Annotated in this window: 17 protein-coding genes; 3 read left to right on the forward strand and 14 right to left on the reverse strand. The window is 63.4% G+C overall.

Annotated elements, in window-relative coordinates; translation table 11 throughout:
* Positions 1–2 precede the first annotated feature (2 nt).
* The 5 genes from CD928_RS20250 to CD928_RS20270 form a co-directional block, all read right to left on the reverse strand.
* The gene (locus CD928_RS20250) at positions 3–2,708 is read right to left on the reverse strand and encodes a TonB-dependent receptor (protein WP_095388899.1); all 2,706 of its coding nucleotides are present in this window, start codon (positions 2,706–2,708) and stop codon (positions 3–5) included.
* A gap of 284 nt (positions 2,709–2,992) precedes the next feature.
* On the reverse strand, positions 2,993–3,745 hold the full coding sequence (locus CD928_RS20255; protein WP_095388900.1) for an amino acid ABC transporter ATP-binding protein: 753 nt from the start codon (positions 3,743–3,745) through the stop codon (positions 2,993–2,995).
* Complete coding sequence (metC, locus tag CD928_RS20260) at positions 3,742–4,989, reverse strand: cystathionine beta-lyase (RefSeq protein ID WP_095388901.1); 1,248 nt, start codon at positions 4,987–4,989, stop codon at positions 3,742–3,744. Before metC ends, CD928_RS20255 begins: the two co-directional genes overlap by 4 nt.
* Entirely contained in the window at positions 4,979–7,171 is a 2,193-nt protein-coding gene (locus CD928_RS20265) for an ABC transporter permease subunit (RefSeq protein ID WP_095388902.1), read from the reverse strand. Before CD928_RS20265 ends, metC begins: the two co-directional genes overlap by 11 nt.
* Complete coding sequence (locus tag CD928_RS20270; RefSeq protein ID WP_255247275.1) at positions 7,168–8,238, reverse strand: amino acid ABC transporter substrate-binding protein; 1,071 nt, start codon at positions 8,236–8,238, stop codon at positions 7,168–7,170. Before CD928_RS20270 ends, CD928_RS20265 begins: the two co-directional genes overlap by 4 nt.
* Positions 8,239–8,293: 55 nt before the next feature.
* Between CD928_RS20270 and CD928_RS20275 the strand changes: the two genes are divergently transcribed.
* Positions 8,294–9,199, forward strand: coding sequence for a LysR substrate-binding domain-containing protein (locus tag CD928_RS20275; protein WP_095388904.1), 906 nt, complete (start codon positions 8,294–8,296; stop codon positions 9,197–9,199).
* 36 nt (positions 9,200–9,235) lie between these two features.
* On the opposite strand, the gene CD928_RS20280 is transcribed toward CD928_RS20275, so the two are convergent.
* The 9 genes from CD928_RS20280 to CD928_RS20315 all read right to left on the reverse strand — a co-directional run bounded on the left by CD928_RS20280 (position 9,236) and on the right by CD928_RS20315 (position 17,882).
* Positions 9,236–11,707, reverse strand: a complete 2,472-nt coding sequence (locus CD928_RS20280) for a TonB-dependent siderophore receptor (RefSeq protein ID WP_095389077.1) — start codon at positions 11,705–11,707, stop codon at positions 9,236–9,238.
* A gap of 340 nt (positions 11,708–12,047) precedes the next feature.
* Positions 12,048–12,380: a hypothetical protein gene (locus tag CD928_RS23150; protein WP_141237215.1), complete on the reverse strand. Its 333-nt coding sequence runs from the start codon at positions 12,378–12,380 to the stop codon at positions 12,048–12,050.
* Between the two features lie 28 nt (positions 12,381–12,408).
* Complete coding sequence (locus CD928_RS20285) at positions 12,409–12,933, reverse strand: DUF411 domain-containing protein (protein ID WP_095388905.1); 525 nt, start codon at positions 12,931–12,933, stop codon at positions 12,409–12,411.
* 1 nt (position 12,934) lies between these two features.
* Positions 12,935–13,324, reverse strand: a complete 390-nt coding sequence (locus CD928_RS20290; protein ID WP_255247285.1) for a DUF305 domain-containing protein — start codon at positions 13,322–13,324, stop codon at positions 12,935–12,937.
* 92 nt (positions 13,325–13,416) lie between these two features.
* Positions 13,417–14,634 (reverse strand): copper resistance protein B, encoded by a 1,218-nt coding sequence (locus CD928_RS20295; protein ID WP_095388907.1) that lies wholly within the window; start codon positions 14,632–14,634, stop codon positions 13,417–13,419.
* Positions 14,631–16,481 carry a copper resistance system multicopper oxidase gene (locus CD928_RS20300; RefSeq protein ID WP_095388908.1) on the reverse strand — a complete coding sequence of 617 codons (1,851 nt, stop codon included), beginning with the start codon at positions 16,479–16,481 and terminating at the stop codon, positions 14,631–14,633. Before CD928_RS20300 ends, CD928_RS20295 begins: the two co-directional genes overlap by 4 nt.
* A gap of 113 nt (positions 16,482–16,594) precedes the next feature.
* Positions 16,595–17,179, reverse strand: a complete 585-nt coding sequence (locus CD928_RS20305) for an RNA polymerase sigma factor (RefSeq protein WP_095388909.1) — start codon at positions 17,177–17,179, stop codon at positions 16,595–16,597.
* Positions 17,176–17,613, reverse strand: coding sequence for a periplasmic heavy metal sensor (locus CD928_RS20310; RefSeq protein ID WP_095388910.1), 438 nt, complete (start codon positions 17,611–17,613; stop codon positions 17,176–17,178). The genes CD928_RS20305 and CD928_RS20310 overlap by 4 nt, the downstream gene beginning before the upstream one ends.
* 2 nt (positions 17,614–17,615) lie before the next feature.
* Positions 17,616–17,882, reverse strand: a complete 267-nt coding sequence (locus CD928_RS20315) for a hypothetical protein (protein ID WP_062767653.1) — start codon at positions 17,880–17,882, stop codon at positions 17,616–17,618.
* A gap of 130 nt (positions 17,883–18,012) precedes the next feature.
* Between CD928_RS20315 and copC the strand changes: the two genes are divergently transcribed.
* The gene (copC, locus tag CD928_RS20320; RefSeq protein WP_067186769.1) at positions 18,013–18,396 is read left to right on the forward strand and encodes a copper homeostasis periplasmic binding protein CopC; all 384 of its coding nucleotides are present in this window, start codon (positions 18,013–18,015) and stop codon (positions 18,394–18,396) included.
* A 6-nt stretch (positions 18,397–18,402) separates the two neighbouring features.
* Complete coding sequence (gene copD, locus CD928_RS20325; protein ID WP_095388911.1) at positions 18,403–19,371, forward strand: copper homeostasis membrane protein CopD; 969 nt, start codon at positions 18,403–18,405, stop codon at positions 19,369–19,371.
* Positions 19,372–19,857: the final 486 nt, after the last annotated feature.

Genomic DNA, 19,857 nt, shown 5'->3' on the forward strand with positions numbered 1-19,857 from the left:
CCTCAGAAGGCGGTGCGGAAGCCGACATAGAAGCGCCGGCCGAGCAGGTCGTAGGTCATCGTGTCGGTGTTCGCATCGGTGAAGCTCTGGATGTACGGCGCCTTGCGATCGAAGAGGTTGTCGACCCCGAATTGGAAGCGGGTCTTCTCGTCGATCTCAAAGGCGAGCTGGAGATTATGATAGAAGACGTTCGGCGTGCGATAACCGATTTCGCCGGGCGACGCATTGAAGTCGGTCGCCTTGCCGATCCACTGGGTCGACCAGGTCGCGCTGATGCCGTCCTTCTCGGCGGTCAGTACGCCATAGCCGCGCCACTTCGAATAGCCGCCGTTGCCGCCGCCGATGAAGCCGTCGAAATCGATCGGCGCGCCGCCCGGGAAGGGCAGGACGACATATTTATTGAGATAGGTGAGATTGACGTCGAGCGAGATGTTCACACTGCCGATGCCACCCGCGTAAACGAGACCGAGATCGAGCCCGTTCATTTCCTCGCGGCCGGTGTTGATCGGCTGCGCGGAGAGGAATGTCACTTCGCCGGTCAGCGGGCTGCGCGTGAAATCATCGCAGAAGGGATGCGACAGGTTCGTACTCGCGTAGCAGATCGACAGCTTCGTGGACCCCGGAATCGCGCGGATCGCGTCCTTGATCTTGATATCGAACCAGTCGGCGGTGAGCGACAGGCCGGGGACCAGCCCCTTCGGCGAGATCACGGTGCCGACCGTCCAGGTGGTCGAGCTTTCGGGCTGGAGATTCTCGTTCCCGCCCACCGTGGTGAGGATCGTGGTGCCGAGCTGGACATAGTTGGCGGGCACGCCCGATGCCTGGCAGTTCGCGATCAGCGTCGCATTGCCGCTGGTCGCGTAGCGCGAGCAAGGATCGGTCGTCGTCAGATTGCCCTCCGACACACCCCCGAACAGTTCGGGGACGTTCGGAATGCGGAAACCGGTGCCGTAGGTCCCGCGCAGGCGGAAGCTGTCATTGATGACCCAGTCAACGCTACCCTTGTAGTTCCAGTCGCTGCCGAACAGGTCGTAGTTCGAGTAGCGAACCGCACCATCGAGCGTAAGCGACTGGAAGAAGGGCTTGTCGGCGAGGATCGGCACCGACAGTTCGAGATAGGCTTCCTTGGCGATGCTCGTTCCCGAAATCGGGCTTTGCTGGTTGGTGTTGGCGATGCCGAGCACGGTCAGCGGATCGGGATCGCGCCAGCCCTTCTCCTTGCGATAGACGACGCCCGCCGCGAAGGAGACGGGCCCTGCGGGCAGCTTGAACAGGTCGCCGTTGATGTCTGCCGTGACCGTCGCCAGTTCGTTACCGCCACGATCGCGCGAGGTGAACAGGATATAGTCGAGAACTTCGGGCGTCAGGTCGCCGAACCCCAGATAGTCGGCGCAGGGAATCGAAGCCCCCGCCGCGAGGCTGCACTTGGTCGTATCGAGCGTGTTGCCGACGCGCTCGAGGTTGGCGATGTTGGTCGAACCATCGACCGCGGTGTTACGCCCGAACGCGCCCGCGACTTCCCATCCCCAATTGTTCGACAGCTTGCCGCGGAGGCCGAAGGTGCCCTGCCAGGTATCGGTTTCCTGGAAGAACTGACGCGGGCCGGGCTCGGCGAGGCGGCGCTGGATGAGGACGATATTCTGTCCGGTCGGGTTGGTCGGATTGCTCGCCGCGATCGACAGGTTGCGCAGCGTTCCCGGCGTCGCGATCTGGTTCGATTTGCGGAAGGTGTAGAGGAACTCGCCAAACGTCTCGATATTGTCGGTCAGGTCATAATCGGCGAAGAAGGCCGTGCTGACACGCTCGACCGGGCTGACCGCGTTCAGGAACGGGTTCGAGTTGAAGTTGTGCTTCGCAGCGCTGTACGGCTCGAAGAAATTGCCGTTGCCGCCCGGCACCTGGTTGAAGTTGATCTGCTGACCGTTGGGCAGCACCGCACGCCCACCGATGGTCGAAGCGCTGTTGACGCAGCTCAGCGATCCCGGCGTCGTTTCCGCGAGCGAACAGGGCGCTCGCGAGGCCATGTTGACGGCCTTCGTCTTCTGGTAGGTGACGGCTGCCATGAAGCCGCCACGGTCGTTGCGGATACCCCAGAGGAGATCGGCGGTGAAATCCGACCCATCGCCCTTTTCGGTGATCCCCTGCCGGACGCTGAGGCCGAGGCCTTCATAGTCGGTGCGCGTTACAAGGTTGACGACACCCGCCATCGCATCGGCGCCATAGATCGCCGAGGCGCCGTCCTTCAGCACATCGGTGCGCGCGAGTGCGGCGACCGGGATCATGTTGAGGTCGGGCGACGAGTTCGCCCCGGTGCCACCCGCGACGAGACGGCGGCCGTTGAGCAGCACAAGGGTGCGCTTGATACCGAGGCCGCGCAGGTTCACCTGCGCCGTCCCATAGCCATTGTTCGCCCAATAGGCCGAGGTCTGGTTGCCCGCGAAACCGGCGTTGGCCGGCAGGCGCTGCAGCACCGTCTCGATATTGACGACACCGGTATTTTCTATCTGTTCGGCGGATACCACCGTCGCAGGCCCCACGCCCGCGAGGTCCTGGCGACGAATGCGCGAGCCGGTCACGACGATGTCCGATCCGTTCGGAGCATCCTCCGCAGCGGGTGACTGCGTCGCTGCATCGCTCTGCGCGAGCGCTGGCGTTGCAAAGGTGGCGACCGCTGCGGCGCTCGCGAGCAAAATTGTCCTGGTCATCATAGCGAAACCCCCTGATGGTTAGCTGATTCCCCTCAGAGAGCATCAAATGTATATACAGGTCAATAGGAATTTATTGAATCATATCAATTAGTTATGAAGGAAATTCCGGGCGCATGATACCTATTAGATACGCACCCCAAAGCTCTACCCCTCATCGATTTTGAAATTTTTTTGCTGGCCCGAGCCTATTGGCGCAAGGAGCCGGCTGGTCTCTCCCTCGGCTTGCTCATGAAATGACATGATTAAGTAGGTCGGCACCGCTTGGGGCGACCGACATGAGCCGTTCAATGCGAAATTATCTGTTCGAGAAAGGTCCGTGCGCGCTCGCTTTTCGGCGCCGCGAAAAAATCGGCCGGCCTCGCGTCTTCGATGATCTGGCCCTGATCCATGAAAAGAATGCGATCGGCCGCCTCGCGCGCGAATCCCATTTCGTGCGTCACGCACACCATCGTCCGTCCTTCGCCGGCAAGGGCCGTCATCACATCTAGTACCTCCTTGATCATTTCGGGATCGAGCGCCGATGTCGGCTCGTCGAAGAGAAAAATCCGGGGTTCCATCGTCAGAGCGCGGGCGATCGCGGCCCGCTGTTGCTGCCCTCCCGAGAGCTGCCCCGGATATTTGTCCGCCTGGTCGGCAATCCTCACTTTGTCCAAATAGGATATGGCCCGCGCCTCCGCCTCCGGAAGAGACAAGCCGCCGAGCAGGACAGGCGCGAGGGTGCAATTCTCCAGCACCGTCTTGTGCGGGAACAGATTGAACAGTTGAAAGACCATGCCGACGGCGCGGAGCGCCGCAACGGCCTCCCGCGACGCGTCGGTTATCTTGGTTCCCTCGATCAAAACGGCACCGGAGTCGGGCACTTCGAGCCTGTTCATGCAGCGAATGAGCGTCGATTTGCCGGAGCCTGAAGGGCCGCAAATCACGATCCGCTCGCGCGGGGCGATTTCGAGGTCGATCGAGCGGAGGGCATGATAGGCGCCATAATATTTGTCGACCTGCCGCAAGCTGACGGCCGCGTGGCCCGAGGCGTCGGTCATGACGCCTGCCCCCGGCCGCGTAGCGCCCGTACCCGCGCGAAGGCTGCGGCGAGGTCGGCGATCAGATCCTGCGGCGCTTCGAGGCCGGCGTGAATACGGATCAGCGCCCCATCTGCCTCGCCATTGGGAAAGTCGCGGATCGGAGCGGGCCACGCCGGAACCGCGAGGCTTTCGAAGCCGCCCCAACTCGAACCGAGCTGGAACAGCGAGAATTCGTTGAAAAAGGCGCTGGTTTCCGGAGGGGTAAGACCATCGAGCTGAACACCGAACAATCCGGACGCTCCGGTGAAATCCCGCTTCCAGATCGCATGGCCGGGATCGGCGGGATGGGCCGGATAGCGGACCGCGACCACTTCGGGTTGCTGGGCGAACCATTCGATCAGCGTCGCTGCGGTACGCTGGTGGCGTTCAAGGCGGGCATCGAGCGTCCTGATGCCCCGGTGGACGAGATAACAATTGTCGGGACTCGCGCAGTTGCCCCAGCGCGCCGCCGCATCCTTGAGCTGGCGGTAGACGGCATCGCTGGCGGCGGTCATCGTGCCGAGCAGACAGTCGGAGTGCCCCGAGAGATATTTGGTTGCCGAAGCAAGCGAGATGTCGACCCCATGGGCCAAGGGTTTGAAGAAAAGCGGCGTCGCCCAGGTGTTGTCGAGAGCGGTCAATATGCCCCGGCTGCGTGCAACCGCCGTGATCGCGGGGACGTCGATCATATCGAATGTCTGCGAGCCCGGGGTCTCGATGTAGATGAGCCGGGTGTTGCTGCGGCACAGCCCGGCAATCTCCGCTCCGATATCGGGCCGGAAATACTCCACCTCGACCCCGAAGCGCGCGAGAACGTCGGTCAGAAACTTGCGGGTCGGCCCATAGACGCAATCCGCAACGAGCAGATGATCGCCCCCGGCCACGAAAGCCGTGAGGGCTAGCGCGATCGCGCTGGTTCCAGACGAGGTGATGACGGTGGCGCAGCCGCCTTCGAGTTCGCTGACGGCCTCGGCGAGCGCAAAGGTCGTTCGCGTTCCGTACAGGCCATAGATGACCTCATCGTAGAGACCCTGGTGCCGGTCCATATAGGCCTCGACGCTGCCGTAGATAATGGTGGAGGCTCGATCGACGGGCGGATTGATGAGGCCCCGCTGATCGCGCGGGCGGGGACCGCCGTGAACGGCACGCGTCGGGTCCTGCCAGGCGTGCCCTTTCGGGCTTGCCGGCTCCCCGGGCCATTTTCTGTCGTGATTATCCTGCATAGTTTAGTTTCCGTTCGATCTTCATGCTGAGCCGGGACAGGGAAAAACAGAGGAGGAAGAAGATTGTCCCGGTAAAAAGATAGGCTTCGGCGAAATAGGGTCGCCATTGCGCCTCGACGTAGGAGAGGCGGGTCGTCTGCAACAAATCGAAGACGCCGACGATGAGGACGAGCGTCGTGTTCTTCACCTCGCTGATCGAAGTGTTGACCAGTCCGGGTACGCTGACTTTCAGGGCCTGCGGCAACAGGATGTGGCGCCGCGCCTGCCATTTGGCGAGGCCAAGAGCCTGCGCGGCCTCGGCCTGCCCCGCGGGAACCGCCAGCAGGCCGCCCCGGATGACCTCCGCCATATAGGCGGCGGTGAAGAATATGAGCGCGAGCTGGACGCGCGGCAGGCTGTCGATCGAGAGATAAGAGGGCACGAACAGCGGGAACAGGACCGCGGCGAGGAAGAGCACGCCGATCAGCGGCGTTCCACGAACCAGCTCGATGAAGGCGATGCTCGGCCAGCTAATCCCGCGCCGCGACGACCTGCGGCCGAATGCGAGGAGTATGGCCAGCGGAAACGCGCCGACCACCGCTAGGCTCGCGAGCAGCAATGTGACCGGCAGGCCGCTCCACTTCTCCATCGGCACATAGGAAAGGCCCGCGAACCCGCCGCGCAGCAGAAGTACCGCCACCGCGATCGCGCCGAGCCAGGCTAGGCCGAGGCGGCTACGCCAAAATCGCGGAACGAAGGAGAACGCGAGGCAGGAAAGCAGCGCCGCCGCCGCTGCTGCGGACCGCCACTGCTCGGCTTCGGGATAGGTCCCGAACAATATAAGCCGCACATTTTCGCGGAGGAATGGCCAGCAGGCACCGCTGGCCAAACGGCAATCGGCCGCGCCCCCGGCGAAGGTCGCGTCGAACAGCAGCCACGAGAGTGCCTTGCCGGCAAGAGCCGCGGTCATGGCGAGGATCGCGATGGTCAATATTGACTGGCGCCCTCCCCCGAAGAGATTGCGCCGCATCCACGACGGCCAGGCGACTACCGAGCGCAGCGGAAAGGGTTCGAGGGGCGCCGACGGGATGCTCCGGCCGGGCTGCCCGGCAACGTTCCAGCCCAACCGGCGGGCATAGCGGCCGGTAACGAACGACAAGGACAGCGAGAGCAGGAGGAAAGTCGCGACGATCAGACCAACACCTTCGATCGCCTGCCCTGTCTGGCTGATAACGGTATCGACTACCGAGACAAACTCGGGATAACCGATCGCTACCCCCAGGGAGCTGTTCTTGATCGTGTTGAGATGCCAGCTCGTCATCGGCGGGATGGCAATGCGCAGCGCTTGCGGAATCACGATCCGTCTCATCGTTTGCGCGGTTGACAGGCCGAGCGCTTTGGCGGCCTCGCTCTGCCCTGCAGGAACGGCGAGGATCGCGCCGCGGAATATCTCGGCCAGATAGGCCGAGGCATAGACCGAAAGGCTGGCGACCAGCGTCAGAAACTCTGTGGAGAGCGACAGCCCGCCCACGGTTCCGAAGCGCCCCGCCCGCGGCAGATCGATCCCGCCCCACAGCAGGAGCGGAGCCAGGGAGATGCCGGCGAAGGCCAGCGCGGTGCGTGTGCGAACGGCTCCTCGCCGCACGGCACCCAGCAGGATCGCACAGGCAACGATAGCGATGAGCAGGGCCGCCCTTCCCGGACCGGCCAGGGTGAGCGCGGGGATGTGCAAGCCCCGATTGTCGAGGTCGAACGCACCGATGGCGTCCGGACCGGGGCCGGGTAGACCGAAAAGCAGGACCGCGTACCAGACGAACATCTGGAGCAGCAGCGGAATGTTGCGAACAAGTTCGATGTAAAGGCCGGAGAGCCTCGCAAGCAGCCAGTTGGACGACAGGCGCGCCATGCAGACCGCGAGGCCGAGCAAGGTCGAGAAGATAATACCGAGCGCCGATATCAGAAGCGTGTTGAGAAGACCCACCGCCAGCGCCGCGACATAGGAGTCGCCCGGCGCGTATGCGATCAGCGTTTCGCCGATTGCGAAACCCGCCCGGTCGAACAGGAAACCGAACCCCGTCCGGATGTTTCGGTCCGCGAGATTGTCCGCCAATGTCGCAAAGAGGCCGTAGGCGACCACTAGCCCGCCCGCGATCAGCAGCCAGGGCAACGCAGCGATGGCAAGCCGCCTGTGTTTATGAGTCATCGCATCGGCAACGGGTAGATCAGCCCGCCGTCCCGATAGAGCTTATTTTGCCCGCGCTCGACGCCGAGCGGCGTAATGTGCCGGTCGAAGATTTCGCCATAATTGCCCGTCGCCTCGATCGCCCGATACGCCCAGTCATCGTCGAGGCCGAGCGACTTGCCGAATCCGGGCAGGCCGCCGAGCATCTTGCGCACTTCGGGGTCACGCGAGGCCACGCGCATGCGCGCTGCATTCGCGCGGGTGACCCCCATTTCCTCGGCAGCAAAGAGCGCGTTCAGCACCCATTTGTTGATCTCATACCATTGCTCGTCGTCGCTGCGCACGACGGGACCTACCGGCTCCTTGGTGAGTCGTTCGGGCAGCACAACATAATCGTCCGGATGCGCGGTATCGGCGAGACGGATCACGGTCAGCGTGAAGGCATCGGTGGTCATCGCGTCGCACCGCCCGGCAAAGAAGGCGAGCTTGGCTTCCTCGGGATTCTCGAACACGACCGACTGGAAGCGCAGCCCCTTGCGCTCGAAATATTCGGCGGTGTTGAGTTCAGAAGTCGTTCCCTTGGTGATGCAGATCGACGCGCCGTCAAGATCTGCGGGCAGCCGCACGCCCGACCGACGCGGCACCAGAAAACTCTGCCCGTCATAATACATGGTGCCGACGAAATTCACCCCGAGGTCGGTGTCGCGCGTCAGCGTCCATGTCGTCGTCCGCGACAGGACGTCGGCCTCGCCCGTCTGCACGATCGTGAAGCGCTTGTTCGAGGCGACCGGCATGAACCGGACCTTGCGGGCATCGCCGAGGACCGCGGCGGCGAGCGCCCGGCAATAATCGACGAAGAACCCTTGCCAGCGCCCGCGCTTGTCGAGATAGGACATACCGAGCTGCCCCGTATGAATGGCGCAATTGAGCGTTCCGCGCGCACGAATCCGCGCGAGCGTAGATCCCTTCGCCGCGGCAATCTCATATCCGCCGGTGCCGGCCGGCTCGCGGTCGCAGCCGCCAAGAAGCAGGGCGCCGGCGGCGAGCAGCGCCGGAAGCCAGCGGCGCGGTGCGTGCGACCTATTCATGAACGAGGCTTTCGATGCTAGCGCCATAAGAAATAGCTATAGGGAGCGATGTCCAATGAACCTGCGTCACCTCGAAGCCTTCAGAGCCGTAATGCTCTCCGGATCGGTTACTCAGGCCGCACAGTCGCTCAACCTGTCGCAACCCGCAGTGAGCAAGATGCTTGCCGAGCTCGAGCATCAGCTGGGCTTTCAGCTCTTCCTGCGCTCGCGCGGCAGCGCGCTCACTGTGACGCCCGAAGCCGACGCCTTTTTCTACGAAGTCGAGCGGAGTTTCTCGGGCATTGCGGCCCTGAAGCGGGTAGCGGAAGACATTCGCAACATGGCGACCGGTACGCTCCGGATCGCGGCCCTCCCGGCGCTCGCGGTCAGTTTCCTGCCGCGCGTGATCGCGGCCTTTCGCGAGACACATTCCGGCGTCACCGTTCAGCTCCAGACCCGCAGCTCCTCGACGGTGCGGCAATGGATGGCGAACCAGCAGTTCGACATCGGCCTCGCAACGCCGGCGCGCGAACTGCCAGGCATAAGGATGGAGCGCTTCCTGCGCTGCCCCGGCGCCTGCGTTCTCCCCGCCGGCCACCGGCTGGCTGTCAAGGACGTCATCCGGCCGGCCGATCTCGAGGGCGAGCCCTTCATTTCGCTCGCGCTCGAGGACGGTGTGCGTCACCGCATCGACCGCATTTTCGAAGACGCAGGCGTCCACCGCGAGATGGTCATCGAAACCCAATATGCGATGACCATCTGCGCGCTTGTCATGCAGGGGGTCGGATGTTCGATTCTCAACCCCGTGACCGCAGCGGATTATGCCGAGCGGGGCCTTACGGTCCGTGATTTCGCGCCGGAGGTCCATTTCGAATATATGCTCTTCACGCCGAAGTTGAGGCCGATGTCCCAAGTCGCTGCGGCCTTTATAGCGGTGCTCGAATCCCACCGAGACGCGATGTTCGGCTCCGACGCCAGCTGAAGACACAGGTCGCCGCACGGCCTTCACGGCCACCGATCAGAAGGAGGCGGTCGCACGGACGTACCAGAAGCCTCCGTTGAACCCGGTCGGCGCGAAGCGGAGATATCGGATCCCGTTGTTGATCTGGGATTGCCGCGCCTCGACGTCGGGGTAATTGTCGAAGATATTCTCGCCGCCGACCGCAAGCTTGAGCATGTCGCTGACCTTGTAGGACAGCTCGAGATCGACCAGCAGTTCGGCGGCGCCCGTCTGGTCGGCAGCCGGTGCGGCGCCATAGTCGGTCCATTTGCCGTAATAATTTGCACGCGCGACGAAGCCGAAGCGCTCACCCGCATAGGTGAAGGACGCATTGCCCTTCCACTTCGGAACGAAGCCCTCGAGTTCGAGCAGCCGCTCGCGGTCCGCAGTGATCACCGGCGAGGCCTTGATGACATCGGTTTTGGTATAGTTGCCGTTGAGACCGAGCGTGGCCTTGCCGCCGCCGAGGTCGAAGCCCACGGTGAGCACTGCATCGACGCCCTGGGTGCGGCTGTCGAAGGAGTTGGTGAAGAAGCTCACCTGCTGGAAGGAATCCCCACCGGGAATGCCAAGCGCCGCGAGCTGCGCGCGCTGCGCCGGGGTGAGGTTGAAGTTGCCCGAAACGGCGATCCGGTCTTCGACCTTGATGTTGAAATAGTCGATGGTGAGGGTGACCCGATTAGAAGGTTTCACCACGATGCCACCGGTGAAGTTGAACGAATTCTCGGGCTTGAGCGGCGTCGCGCCGAAGAATTGCGCGACCGGATTGTTGGGCGCGATAATGCCTGCGGTCAGCGGCGCCCCGGTTATCGAGTCGATGTTGGTCTGGACCTGCGAGGCGTTCGACTGGCCCGGCGTCGGCGCACGAAAGCCGGTGTTGACCGATCCGCGCACCGCGAAGACGTCCGAGAAATCATATCGCCCGTTGACCTTCCAGGTGAATTTCGAGCCGAAGTCCGAATAATTCTCGTAGCGGCCGGCAAGGCCGAACTGGAGCGCGTCGGTGAGATTGCCCTCGATCGACGCATAGGCAGCCCAATTGCTGCGCGCGAACTCACCTGCCTGGATGGGACTGAAGCCCGGGAAGCCGTTCGAGCCGACCGGCAGTCCGACGCGGTTCCCGGTATCGGGATCGATAACCGACGCGAAAGGCCCAACCTGCCACGATGCGATGTCGCCAGCCGTGATCTCATATGTCTCGCGCCGATACTCAAGACCGCCGGCAAGCGTCAGCGGATCGGAGGTGCCGATCGCGATGGGGTAAGTGAGATCGAGATTGAAAGCGAGTTCGCGCTGCTTGAGTTGCCCCGGCTTGAACGACGTCGGCGACGTGAGGCCAAGCGACGGATTGACCGTATTGTCGATCCGGTAGGAAGCATGGTTCTGACCATAGGAAGCGCTGAGATCATAGGTCAGGCCCGAGGAGAATTCGCCCTTGAGGCCGGCCGCAAGCGCGGCATCGGTTACCGTCGCGCCGAAATCCGGGGTAAAGCCGCCGGGAAAGAGCTGGCGGAAGCTGAACCGCTGTCCTCCGGGCGTATTGGTGAGCGGAATCGAGGTGGAAATGAAGCTGGCATTGGGGTTGCGGTAGAAGAAGGCCGTCGTGCCGCGGCTCCAGCTATAGTTGCCGAAGGTGTAGAATTCCATCTCGTCCGACAGTTCGATGCCTGCGTTGACGAAGATGCGCGCCGCCTCGGATTCGGGATTTCCCCAGCGCTGCGCCGGGACCGGGACATCCTGAACGCCGGCATCGATGAGCGCCTGCGCGTCGGGACGCTGGATACCGCGCGACGTCGTGCTGGCGTTCACATATTCGCCGCTGATGTTGACGAAACCCGCGTCGGTGAAGGGAAGCCCGACATTGCCCTGAACGAGGAAATCCTCGCCGTCGCCCTTGTAGAATTGGCCATAGCGGGCGATCAGCAATCCGCCCTCGCGGTCGCGGCGCAGACCGAAATTGAGTACGCCCGCGATCGCATCGGATCCATAGAGCGCCGACGCGCCGTCACGCAGAACCTCGAGCTGGCCGATCGCGATCGACGGGATCGCCGAAAGATCGGGTCCCTGCGATCCTCGGATATAGGGAACATTGGTGAACTGGACCGTTGCGCCGCGATGGCGCCGCTTGCCGTTCACGAGCACCAGCGTCTGGTCCGGCGGCAGGCCGCGGAGCGAGAAAGGCCGGGTGAAGACGGCGCCGTCGTTGCTTACGAGGCGCTGGACGTTGAGCGACGGGACCTCGGTGCGGAGGAGATCGTTCATGTCGGCCGTGCCCTTTTCGAGCAGTTCGGCGCCGGAGATGATGTCGATCGGCTGAGCGGAATCGGCCGCCTTGAGATCGTTCCGCCGCGTGCCCGTCACGACGATTTCGCCCTGCGACGCGCCTGACTGCGGCGCCTCTTTGGCGTTATCCTGCGCGAAGGCGGCGGCGGCCGACAATCCTGCCAGGACGGCGATAATCGAGCCACTCGTGCGAAGCAATTTCCTCATGGTCCCCTCCATTTGCGAAAGCTCTCGGCTTCGCCACCGAGCTATCTCTGTGACCGTGGCATGACCAGAAATAATCACGACTCATCGCTAAAAACGAGATGGTTATTCCATATAGTTATATCTCTCGCTCCGTGCCGCACGGCGGCGCGCCGCGCCCAACCCGGCCTCGCCGTTCCATTCTCCCGGACGGGCTTCGGCGCGAACAGCGTGATCTGCGGGGGCCGCCCGCCATTGCGGCGAACAGGCGGCCGGTCCCGCGGGTGATTACCAGTCCCGGCGGGCGCTTCATGCCGGCTGTCCTTGGGTGGCCGGCCGACAAGCCTCATCGGCAAATGATCTCTTACTTTTTATCCATATCGTGCCCGGCGTGCGGATCGGGCTCGGTTTCTACGGGCTTCGGCGCTTCCGGCGCGGCCTTAGCCCGCGGCGGAACAGCAGGTTTTGCGGCAAGTTTGGAATTCTCCGCCGGCCTTGCTGCTTCTGTCGGTGCCGCTTCAGGGGCTGTTGGCGTCTCGTCGGCAGCCGGCGTGGTCTCGACCATTGCCGGGGCCTCACCGGCAGGGACTTCGCTTTGTTCCGGCGCCGTGTCGCTCTTCTGCGCAGACTCCGCGCCGCATCCCGCCAGTGCGACCATCAGCGCTGCGGCGCTCGCGAGGGGAATATATCTCGTCATATCAATCTCCACTTGTCGTTGCGACAGCTCATGCGCGAAATTGCGCAACCTTGCCGTCGCCAGCGAACGCCATCACTTCGAAGGCGTCGGTTCTTCCATCCGGCATTTCCATGCCCGGAGATCCGCGCGGCATGCCAGGCACGGCGATCCCGCGAATGTCGCGCGGCTTGTCGCGAAGCAGCTTCGCGACATGTGGCATCGGCACATGGCCTTCGATGGCATAGCCACCGACGATCGCGGTGTGACACGAAGCTAGCTCGTCGGGCACACCATATCGCGCCTTTACGGCAGGCATGTCGGAACGGTTCTCAACGGTCACCGCATAGCCCGCCGCGCGCGCAATATCCGCCCAGGCTTCACAGCATCCGCATTCGGGATCGCGATAGACGAGCATCTGCCGGATGTTCGCCGCATCGGCGCGAGGCTCGCGAGCCCCGCCGTCTTTGTCGCTGGTTGCCGCCGGTCCCGGGGAAGAATTGCATGCCGCAAGCCCCATCCCCGAGCCGACGGCAATCAGACCGAGAAGGTGACGGCGCGTCATCGGACTTTTCATGTCATTTCCTCGCGAGAATGGATTTCATCTGTTCGATTTCGGCCGCCTGCCCTGCGATGATGCCGCGGCAAAGTTCGCGTATTTCGGCATCCCTGAGGGAAGCCTGTTCGCACATGAGGATCGCGCCCGAATGATGCGGGATCATCGAACGCAAGAAGGCCGTGTCGCCGATGGTCGTCTGAGTCCGAATCAGCGCGAAGCTTCCGAAGAAGGCGACTGCCGATCCCAGCAGCAGGAGCGTGTTAAGGCGTTTCGACGGGAACATGTCAGGCATCGCGACGATCATCAGTACGACCATCGGCGAAACCATCATCAGCGTCATGTAGAGCATGTTGAGATTATTGTAGAAGCTCGAGAGGCGGTCGATCATGACGAACATCACCAGATACATGATGACGCCGCTGATGATTGTCTGCAGCGCGAGGCTGCGATAGGCTGGTTTCACGGCATTTCTCCTCGACGTGTCGCCACCCCGCGAAACTTCTAGAACCAGGCCCGCACCCCCATCACGAAACTGACACCGCTCGCATCCTCGCCAGCGGCGCGGGCGAAACGCGCGGTATCGCCGACCTTGCCGGCCCATTCGACGCCGACATAAGGCGCGAACTCCTTCACGACCTCGTAACGCAGGCGAAGCCCGAGCTCGAAGTCGGAGAGGCCCGAGCCAACGCCGGTCTCGGGGACATCCTGGAGCGCAAAATTGACCTCCGCCATCGGCTGCAGGATCAGCTTCTGCGTGATGCGCTGGTCGTAATAGCCTTCGAGCCGGGCGAGCAGGTCACCCTTGTTCGAAAGGAACAGAGCGCCCTCGACTTCGAACCAATAGGGCGCGAGCCCCTCGAAACCGATCGTCGCATAGGTGCGATCGGGGCCGAGTCCGAGATCCTGCCTGATACCCGCCTGCGCGTTGAAATAGGGTCCGATCGCCCGGCTGTACAGCGCCTGTACCTCGGCGCCTTCGATGCCTTCGCCGAACACGCCCTCGCCTTCGCTCTTGATCGTCAGCCGGTTGATGTCGCCGCCGTACCAGGCCTCACCGTCCCAGCGGAACCCGTCGCGGCCCTTGCGCGCCTGAAATTCGGCAAGGTTGAAGCTGATGAAAGCGATGGTCTGCGCGCCATTCTCTTTCATCATGTCGTGGCGCGAATGCTCCATTTCGGCTTTGGGGTAGATGCGATCGGCATACCAGTCGCCGGGAGGCGCAGGCGCGGTAGCATCTCCCGGCGGCAAATCGGTGCCGCTAGCGCTGGTCGTGGTCGCCATGCCTTCCATTCCCGCCACGGGGTCCGCATATCCGCCCTTCGGGGTGCAATGGCCCATTTTGGCATGTTCGGGCGGGCAATCGGGATCGGACGGCTGCGGTGCGCCATGATCCATCGCGCCCATGTCCGAAGCGCCCTTGTCTGGAGCCTCCGCCTCAGGCGTACAATGACCCATCGCCGCATGTTCGGGCGGGCAGCTTGAAGCCTCGGGTTCCATGTCCATGCCCTGCATGTTCCCATGGTCCATCTGCTCCATCGACCCTTCGGCGGGCGCTTCGGGCGCGGGCTGCGCTACCGGCGCTGGCGCTGGCGTTGGCGAGGGAACGGGTGTCGGCGCGGGCGCCGCGCCATGCATCGAATGATTCATGGACTGCGCGGCAGCGGGCACAGCAAATGTCAGCGGGGCGATACCCGCGAGGAGAAGCGCGACCCGGGTCATTCGCCGTCTCCCTTCGGACGGACGCTGACGACGCGCATCATCCCCGCGTGCATGTGATAGAGAAGGTGGCAATGGAACGCCCAGTCGCCGAGCGCGTCGGCGGTGAAGTCGAAACTCGCGGTCCCGCCCGGCTGGACCAGCACCGTATGCTTGCGCGGCGACCGGTCGCCCCTCCCCGTGACCAGCTCGAAAAAATGGCCGTGCAGGTGGATGGGGTGGCTCATCATCGAATCGTTGATGAGGTTCACACGCACCCGCTCGCCCTCGATGAAGGGGATGGGTTCGTGATGATCGGACATCTTCACGCCGTCGAACGACCACATGAAGCGTTCCATGTTGCCTGTCAGATGGATGTCGAGCGAGCGCGAGGCGGCGCGCACGTCAGGATTGCGCTCGAGCGCCACCAGATCGTGGTAGGTCAGCACCTTGTGCCCGACGTCTTCAAGTCCCTGTCCTGGCTCGCCCATGCGATCCATCGGCATCGGCGAGATCGTCTGGACGCTCGGGTCGCGCTTGACCTGCGGCGCGACACTGAAGTCGCGCATGCTGTGCTGCATGCCTCCGCCCGATCCATGATCCATGCCCGCCATCGCGCCGCTTTCTCCCGCTGGCGTGCAATGGCCCATCTTGGCATGTTCAGGGGGACAGGAAGGATCGCTCGCCGGCATGGGCATGGCGCCCATATCGCCGCCGCCCGAATGGTCCATGCCCGCCATCGAGCCGCCCGACATATCCATGTCGCCCATGCCCATGTCCTTCATCGTCGCGAGTGGCCGCTCGCGGAGCGGCGGCACCTCGGCGACAATGCCGGCGCGCGGTGCGAGCGTCGCGCGCCCCATGCCCGAGCGGTCATTGGCCTCGGCAACGAGCGTATAAGCTCGGTCCTCGACCGGGGTCACGATGACGTCGTAGGTCTCGGCAACCGCGATCTGGAACTCGTCGATCTCGGTCGGCACGACATTGAGGCCGTCGGCCTGCACCACGGTCATCCTGAGGCCCGGGATGCGGACGTTGAAGATCGTCATCGCCGACGCATTGACGATACGCAGCCGCACGCGCTCCCCCGGCTTGAAGAGCGCGGTCCAGTTATCGCGCGGGCCGTGGCCGTTGACGAGGAAAGTGTAGGTTGAACCATTGACGTCGGCGACGTCGGTCGGGTCCATCCGCATCGCGCCCCACTCGATCCGGTCCTTCAGCGGCTGGTCCTTACCGGCAAGGAGACCGCTCAGCGTCTGGCGCTGCATGTTGAAATGGCCGGGATTGACCTTGAGCTTGCGGAAGATCGCCTCGGGCGACAATTGACTGTGGTCGGACAGGACGACGACATGCTCGCGATCATAACCGATCGGGTCGGCGCCAGCAGGATCGATGACGATCGGGCCATAGTGGCCGAGCTGCTCCTGGAGACCCGAGTGACTGTGATACCAGTAGGTCCCCGACTGGACGACCGGGAATTCATAGACGAATTGAGAGCGCGGTTTGATCCCCGGAAAGCTGACGCCCGGCACGCCGTCCATCTGGAACGGCAGGATCAGGCCGTGCCAGTGAATCGAGCTGTCCTCGTCGAGATCGTTGACGACGGTCAGGCGCGCGGTCTGTCCTTCCTTCAGCCGGACGAGCGGCGCGGGCACGGTGCCGTTGATCCCGATCGCACGGCTGACCTTGCCGTCGATGCGCATAGTCTGGCGCGCGATGCGCAGCGTGATGTCATTGCCGGATACGGTCGGAAGAGGCGCGGTGATGCCCGACGACACCGGCTGGGCCCAGGCCGGGAACCATGCGGCCATCGCCGCAGCCGCCCCTCCGCCCAAAGCTCCACTGACGAACCGGCGCCTTTCCATCTGCATATTCTTTCCGACCGTTACTGACTGTTCCTAAAGCTATACGCAGGCGGCACCGCTGCCCCTCAATAAAAATGCCGGACGATGAGGAGATGCCGCCTGAACGAGCAGTCGAACCCTCAACCCTCGGCGCTCGCGGATGTTCCCGCGAGCAATTCCCGGAGCCTGGTCCGCGCTCGATAGAGACGGGTTTCGACCGTTTTCTCGCTGACGCGCAAAATCACCGCGGTTTCGGCCTGGCTGACCTCGTCGACACCGCGGAGGAGCAACACCTCGCGCAAATTCTGTGGCAGCTGGTCGATCGCCCCGCGAACCCTGGCAAGCTCTCGCCTGTCGGTCGCAGCGGAATCGGGCGCAGGACCATCGCTCGCTATGTGATGCGCGCTCTCGAGTGGGAGCGCGCGGGAGAAAAAGGCCCGAACCTTTCGCCGTCGTGCCCAGTCGCGACATTTGTTGAGCGCGATACGCGCGATCCAGGTACGAAAGGGCCGATCGCCATCATAGCGATCAAGCGCAGAAAAACCGGAGACGAAGGTCTCCTGCGTTAAATCCATCGCCTCGTCGGTATCGCCGATCTGCTTTGCGATGAGCCGGTATACGCCCGTTTTGTAACGGCGCAGCAACTCGCGATAGGCGTCCTCGCGGTGCGCGCGCGCAAACGTCGCTAAATCCTGGTCGCTATATTGCGATAGGTCGGCGCTCACCGCGCATCGGCGGTCAGCGCCTTGACCACGCTCTTGTCGAACATTTCCGCTTGATCGGGGTTGAGAACCCCTCGCATCGCGAAGAGATGCTGGAGCGTTTCCTTCTGCAATGTCCCCATCACCTCATGCGTCTCGTCGATCGCCTCGGTGACGCGCGGTCCATAGCCATGTTCGGCTTCGATCGCCTGCGCAAGCCGGACGTTGGCGGCGCGCATCTCGAGTTCGAGCGCCTGGCGGCGACCGGCGAAGTCGGCTTCGATCCGCTCGAGTTTCACTTCCTGCTCCGGGGTCAGGTCGAGTTGACCGTGGAGAAGCGCATGAAGTTCGGTTTCGCTGGCTCTGGGCGCATCGGCCACCAGACGGCCGATGAACACGCCGGCAATCGCGGCGGCGAAAGCAATGAGCCCTAAGAGAAGAAGACGGCGCGACGGCATTGCTACTGCACATCCAGCAAGGTGGAAGGCGCCAATGCGCTAGGCGGACCGAACGGGGTAAGCGGACTTGCCGCGACCGCCGGCTGGGAAATCGCGCTCCCCGCAAAAATACCGCCGCCAAGCGAGACAAAGGCCGCGAGCGCCATCAGGCGGCGCGTCGCAACCGCTTCGCGCCGGCGGATCGCCAATGCACCCATGATGCGATCGTCGAGCGCGTCGAGCGCTGCGGGCAGATCGATCCTGTTCAAAATGCGAAGCTCCTCATCCATCGATCGTCTCTTCAAACCTTTCCATCATTGTACATACGCGCCGAAACGCTTCACCCCTCACACCGGAATATTTGAGGGCCATGCCGATATCCTGCGTATTAGCAGGACAGACACGCAATTGGAGGTGTTCATGTTCAAGTCTCTTCTCCCCTCTGCAGCCGCGGCTTTCGCACTGCTTATCACGCCGGTCGCAGCGAGCGCCCACACCAAGCTCGTCAGCTCGACGCCGGCCGCCAATTCGACCGTTTCGAAGGTCACGTCGGTCAATCTGCAGTTCAACGAAAAGATCGTCGCCTCGACCCTCAAGACCGAGCTGGTCATGACCGGCATGCCCGGCATGGCCAATCATGCACCGATGAAGGTGCCTTACTCGTCGATGATGGGCAAAGAGGGCAAGTCGGCGATGCTGATGCTCAAGCGGCCGCTGACAGCCGGAACCTACAAGGTCACATGGTCGGCGGCGGGCGCTGATACCCACCGCATGGGCAGCGAATTCAGCTTCACCGTAAAGTAAAAGACGGTGGGGGACCCCGTTCTGATCGGCATCAGGTTCGCACTCTATGCGGACCTGATGCTCATCGCCGGTCTTGGTGCGTTCCCGCTTTTTGCGCTGACACGGAGCGAACGCCTTGCGCCGCAGCCGATGATGGCCGCGATCTGGCGCGCAGAACGGTGGCTCTGCACCATCGGGCTCCTCGTCTCCACCCTCGGAATGGGCGTGCTCGCGGCCTCGATGCAGGGCGTGGGCATCCTCTCCCTGGAATTCCAGCCATTCTGGGACCTTGTTCGCGAGACCGACGTCGGCACAGCCTGGGTCTACCGGAGCGCAGCGCTGCTGCTCGCGCTGGCAGTCGCGATCTGGATGGTCCGCTGGCCGACCACTTCGGCCGCCGTACTCGCGGGCGCAGGCTCGGTGGCCGTCGCGAGTCTGGTCTGGTCCGGCCACGCCGGCGCGACCGAAGGCACCGCGGGCACCATCCACCGGATCAGCGATATATTGCATATGATCGCGGCCGCGGTCTGGGTTGGCGCGATCGGCGCCTTTCTTCTCCTGATTTCGCCGCGACGCGTCCGCGACTGGCCGGACGGGCTCGCTGTTGCCGCACGCAGCCTCGATCGATTTTCCCTGGTCGGTACGGTCTGCGTCCTCATCATTGCCGTGACCGGGCTCATCAACAGCCAGCTCATCGTCGGCGCCGAGAACATCGGCCGGTCGCTCGGCTCGCCCTATGGACAATTGCTCCTTGCCAAGCTGGCGCTGTTCGGACTGATGCTGGCCCTCGCCGCCGCCAATCGCTGGCGCCTCACGCCGGCGCTCGCCGCTGCGGTGGCGGGCGGCGATGCCGAAGACATCGATACCGATCCAGACGCTGCGCTCGCGGCCATGCGCAGGAGCCTGATCATCGAAGCGCTGGCCGCCCTCGCCATTCTCGCGCTGGTCGCGTGGTTCGGCACGCTCGAACCATTTGTCGGCGCCGACGCGGCTTGACCGCCGGCACCGCGCCCTGGTCGGGTTCGATCACGCTCGGGGCCGGCTGGGCTTTGATCGATGCCCGCATCGGAACCAGCCGCCCCCATAGCCATCTGGCGCATCAGATCAGCCTCGCGGTCGAACAGGATCTCAAGATTTCCGGCGACGTCGACATGACGGTCCCGGCCGGACAGGCGGTCGTTTTCGCGTCGCATGTTCCGCACCATCTGGGGCCGCAGGGCGCAATGGTGCGGTCTTTCTATCTCGACCCGCTCTTTCGCGCCGGTGCGCGGATGTCGGCCGGATCGGCACCCAGGCTGCTGCCACCGGCGGAAACGGCCGGCCTCGGCGCGATCGCCAATGGTGACATGCGAAGTGCTGGGCCTCCTCCCATCTCGACCGGACGTCCGGAGATCGGATCGATTCGCGCCTGTCCTCGGCGCTCGCGAACCCCGGCGATCTGTCGACCGCCCGCGCGCTCGCCGATGTCGCCTGTCTCTCGCC

It is taken from the genome of Sphingopyxis sp. GW247-27LB, from assembly GCF_002277025.1.
Classification (GTDB): Bacteria; Pseudomonadota; Alphaproteobacteria; order Sphingomonadales; family Sphingomonadaceae; genus Sphingopyxis.

Excerpts from the sequence above, each read along its gene's own strand:
- CD928_RS20290 (WP_255247285.1), bottom strand. The coding sequence starts at position 13,324 with ATGTATCTGGTGATGTTCGTCATGATCGACCGCCTCTCGAGCTTCTAC.
- CD928_RS20280 (WP_095389077.1), bottom strand. The coding sequence starts at position 11,707 with ATGAGGAAATTGCTTCGCACGAGTGGCTCGATTATCGCCGTCCTGGCA.
- copC (WP_067186769.1), top strand. The coding sequence starts at position 18,013 with ATGTTCAAGTCTCTTCTCCCCTCTGCAGCCGCGGCTTTCGCACTGCTT.
- CD928_RS20255 (WP_095388900.1), bottom strand. The coding sequence starts at position 3,745 with ATGACCGACGCCTCGGGCCACGCGGCCGTCAGCTTGCGGCAGGTCGAC.
- CD928_RS20275 (WP_095388904.1), top strand. The coding sequence starts at position 8,294 with ATGAACCTGCGTCACCTCGAAGCCTTCAGAGCCGTAATGCTCTCCGGA.
- CD928_RS20250 (WP_095388899.1), bottom strand. The coding sequence starts at position 2,708 with ATGATGACCAGGACAATTTTGCTCGCGAGCGCCGCAGCGGTCGCCACC.
- CD928_RS20265 (WP_095388902.1), bottom strand. The coding sequence starts at position 7,171 with ATGACTCATAAACACAGGCGGCTTGCCATCGCTGCGTTGCCCTGGCTG.
- CD928_RS20300 (WP_095388908.1), bottom strand. The coding sequence starts at position 16,481 with ATGCAGATGGAAAGGCGCCGGTTCGTCAGTGGAGCTTTGGGCGGAGGG.
- CD928_RS20315 (WP_062767653.1), bottom strand. The coding sequence starts at position 17,882 with ATGGATGAGGAGCTTCGCATTTTGAACAGGATCGATCTGCCCGCAGCG.
- CD928_RS20270 (WP_255247275.1), bottom strand. The coding sequence starts at position 8,238 with ATGAATAGGTCGCACGCACCGCGCCGCTGGCTTCCGGCGCTGCTCGCC.
- metC (WP_095388901.1), bottom strand. The coding sequence starts at position 4,989 with ATGCAGGATAATCACGACAGAAAATGGCCCGGGGAGCCGGCAAGCCCG.
- CD928_RS20310 (WP_095388910.1), bottom strand. The coding sequence starts at position 17,613 with ATGCCGTCGCGCCGTCTTCTTCTCTTAGGGCTCATTGCTTTCGCCGCC.
- CD928_RS20295 (WP_095388907.1), bottom strand. The coding sequence starts at position 14,634 with ATGACCCGGGTCGCGCTTCTCCTCGCGGGTATCGCCCCGCTGACATTT.
- CD928_RS20285 (WP_095388905.1), bottom strand. The coding sequence starts at position 12,933 with ATGAAAAGTCCGATGACGCGCCGTCACCTTCTCGGTCTGATTGCCGTC.
- CD928_RS23150 (WP_141237215.1), bottom strand. The coding sequence starts at position 12,380 with ATGACGAGATATATTCCCCTCGCGAGCGCCGCAGCGCTGATGGTCGCA.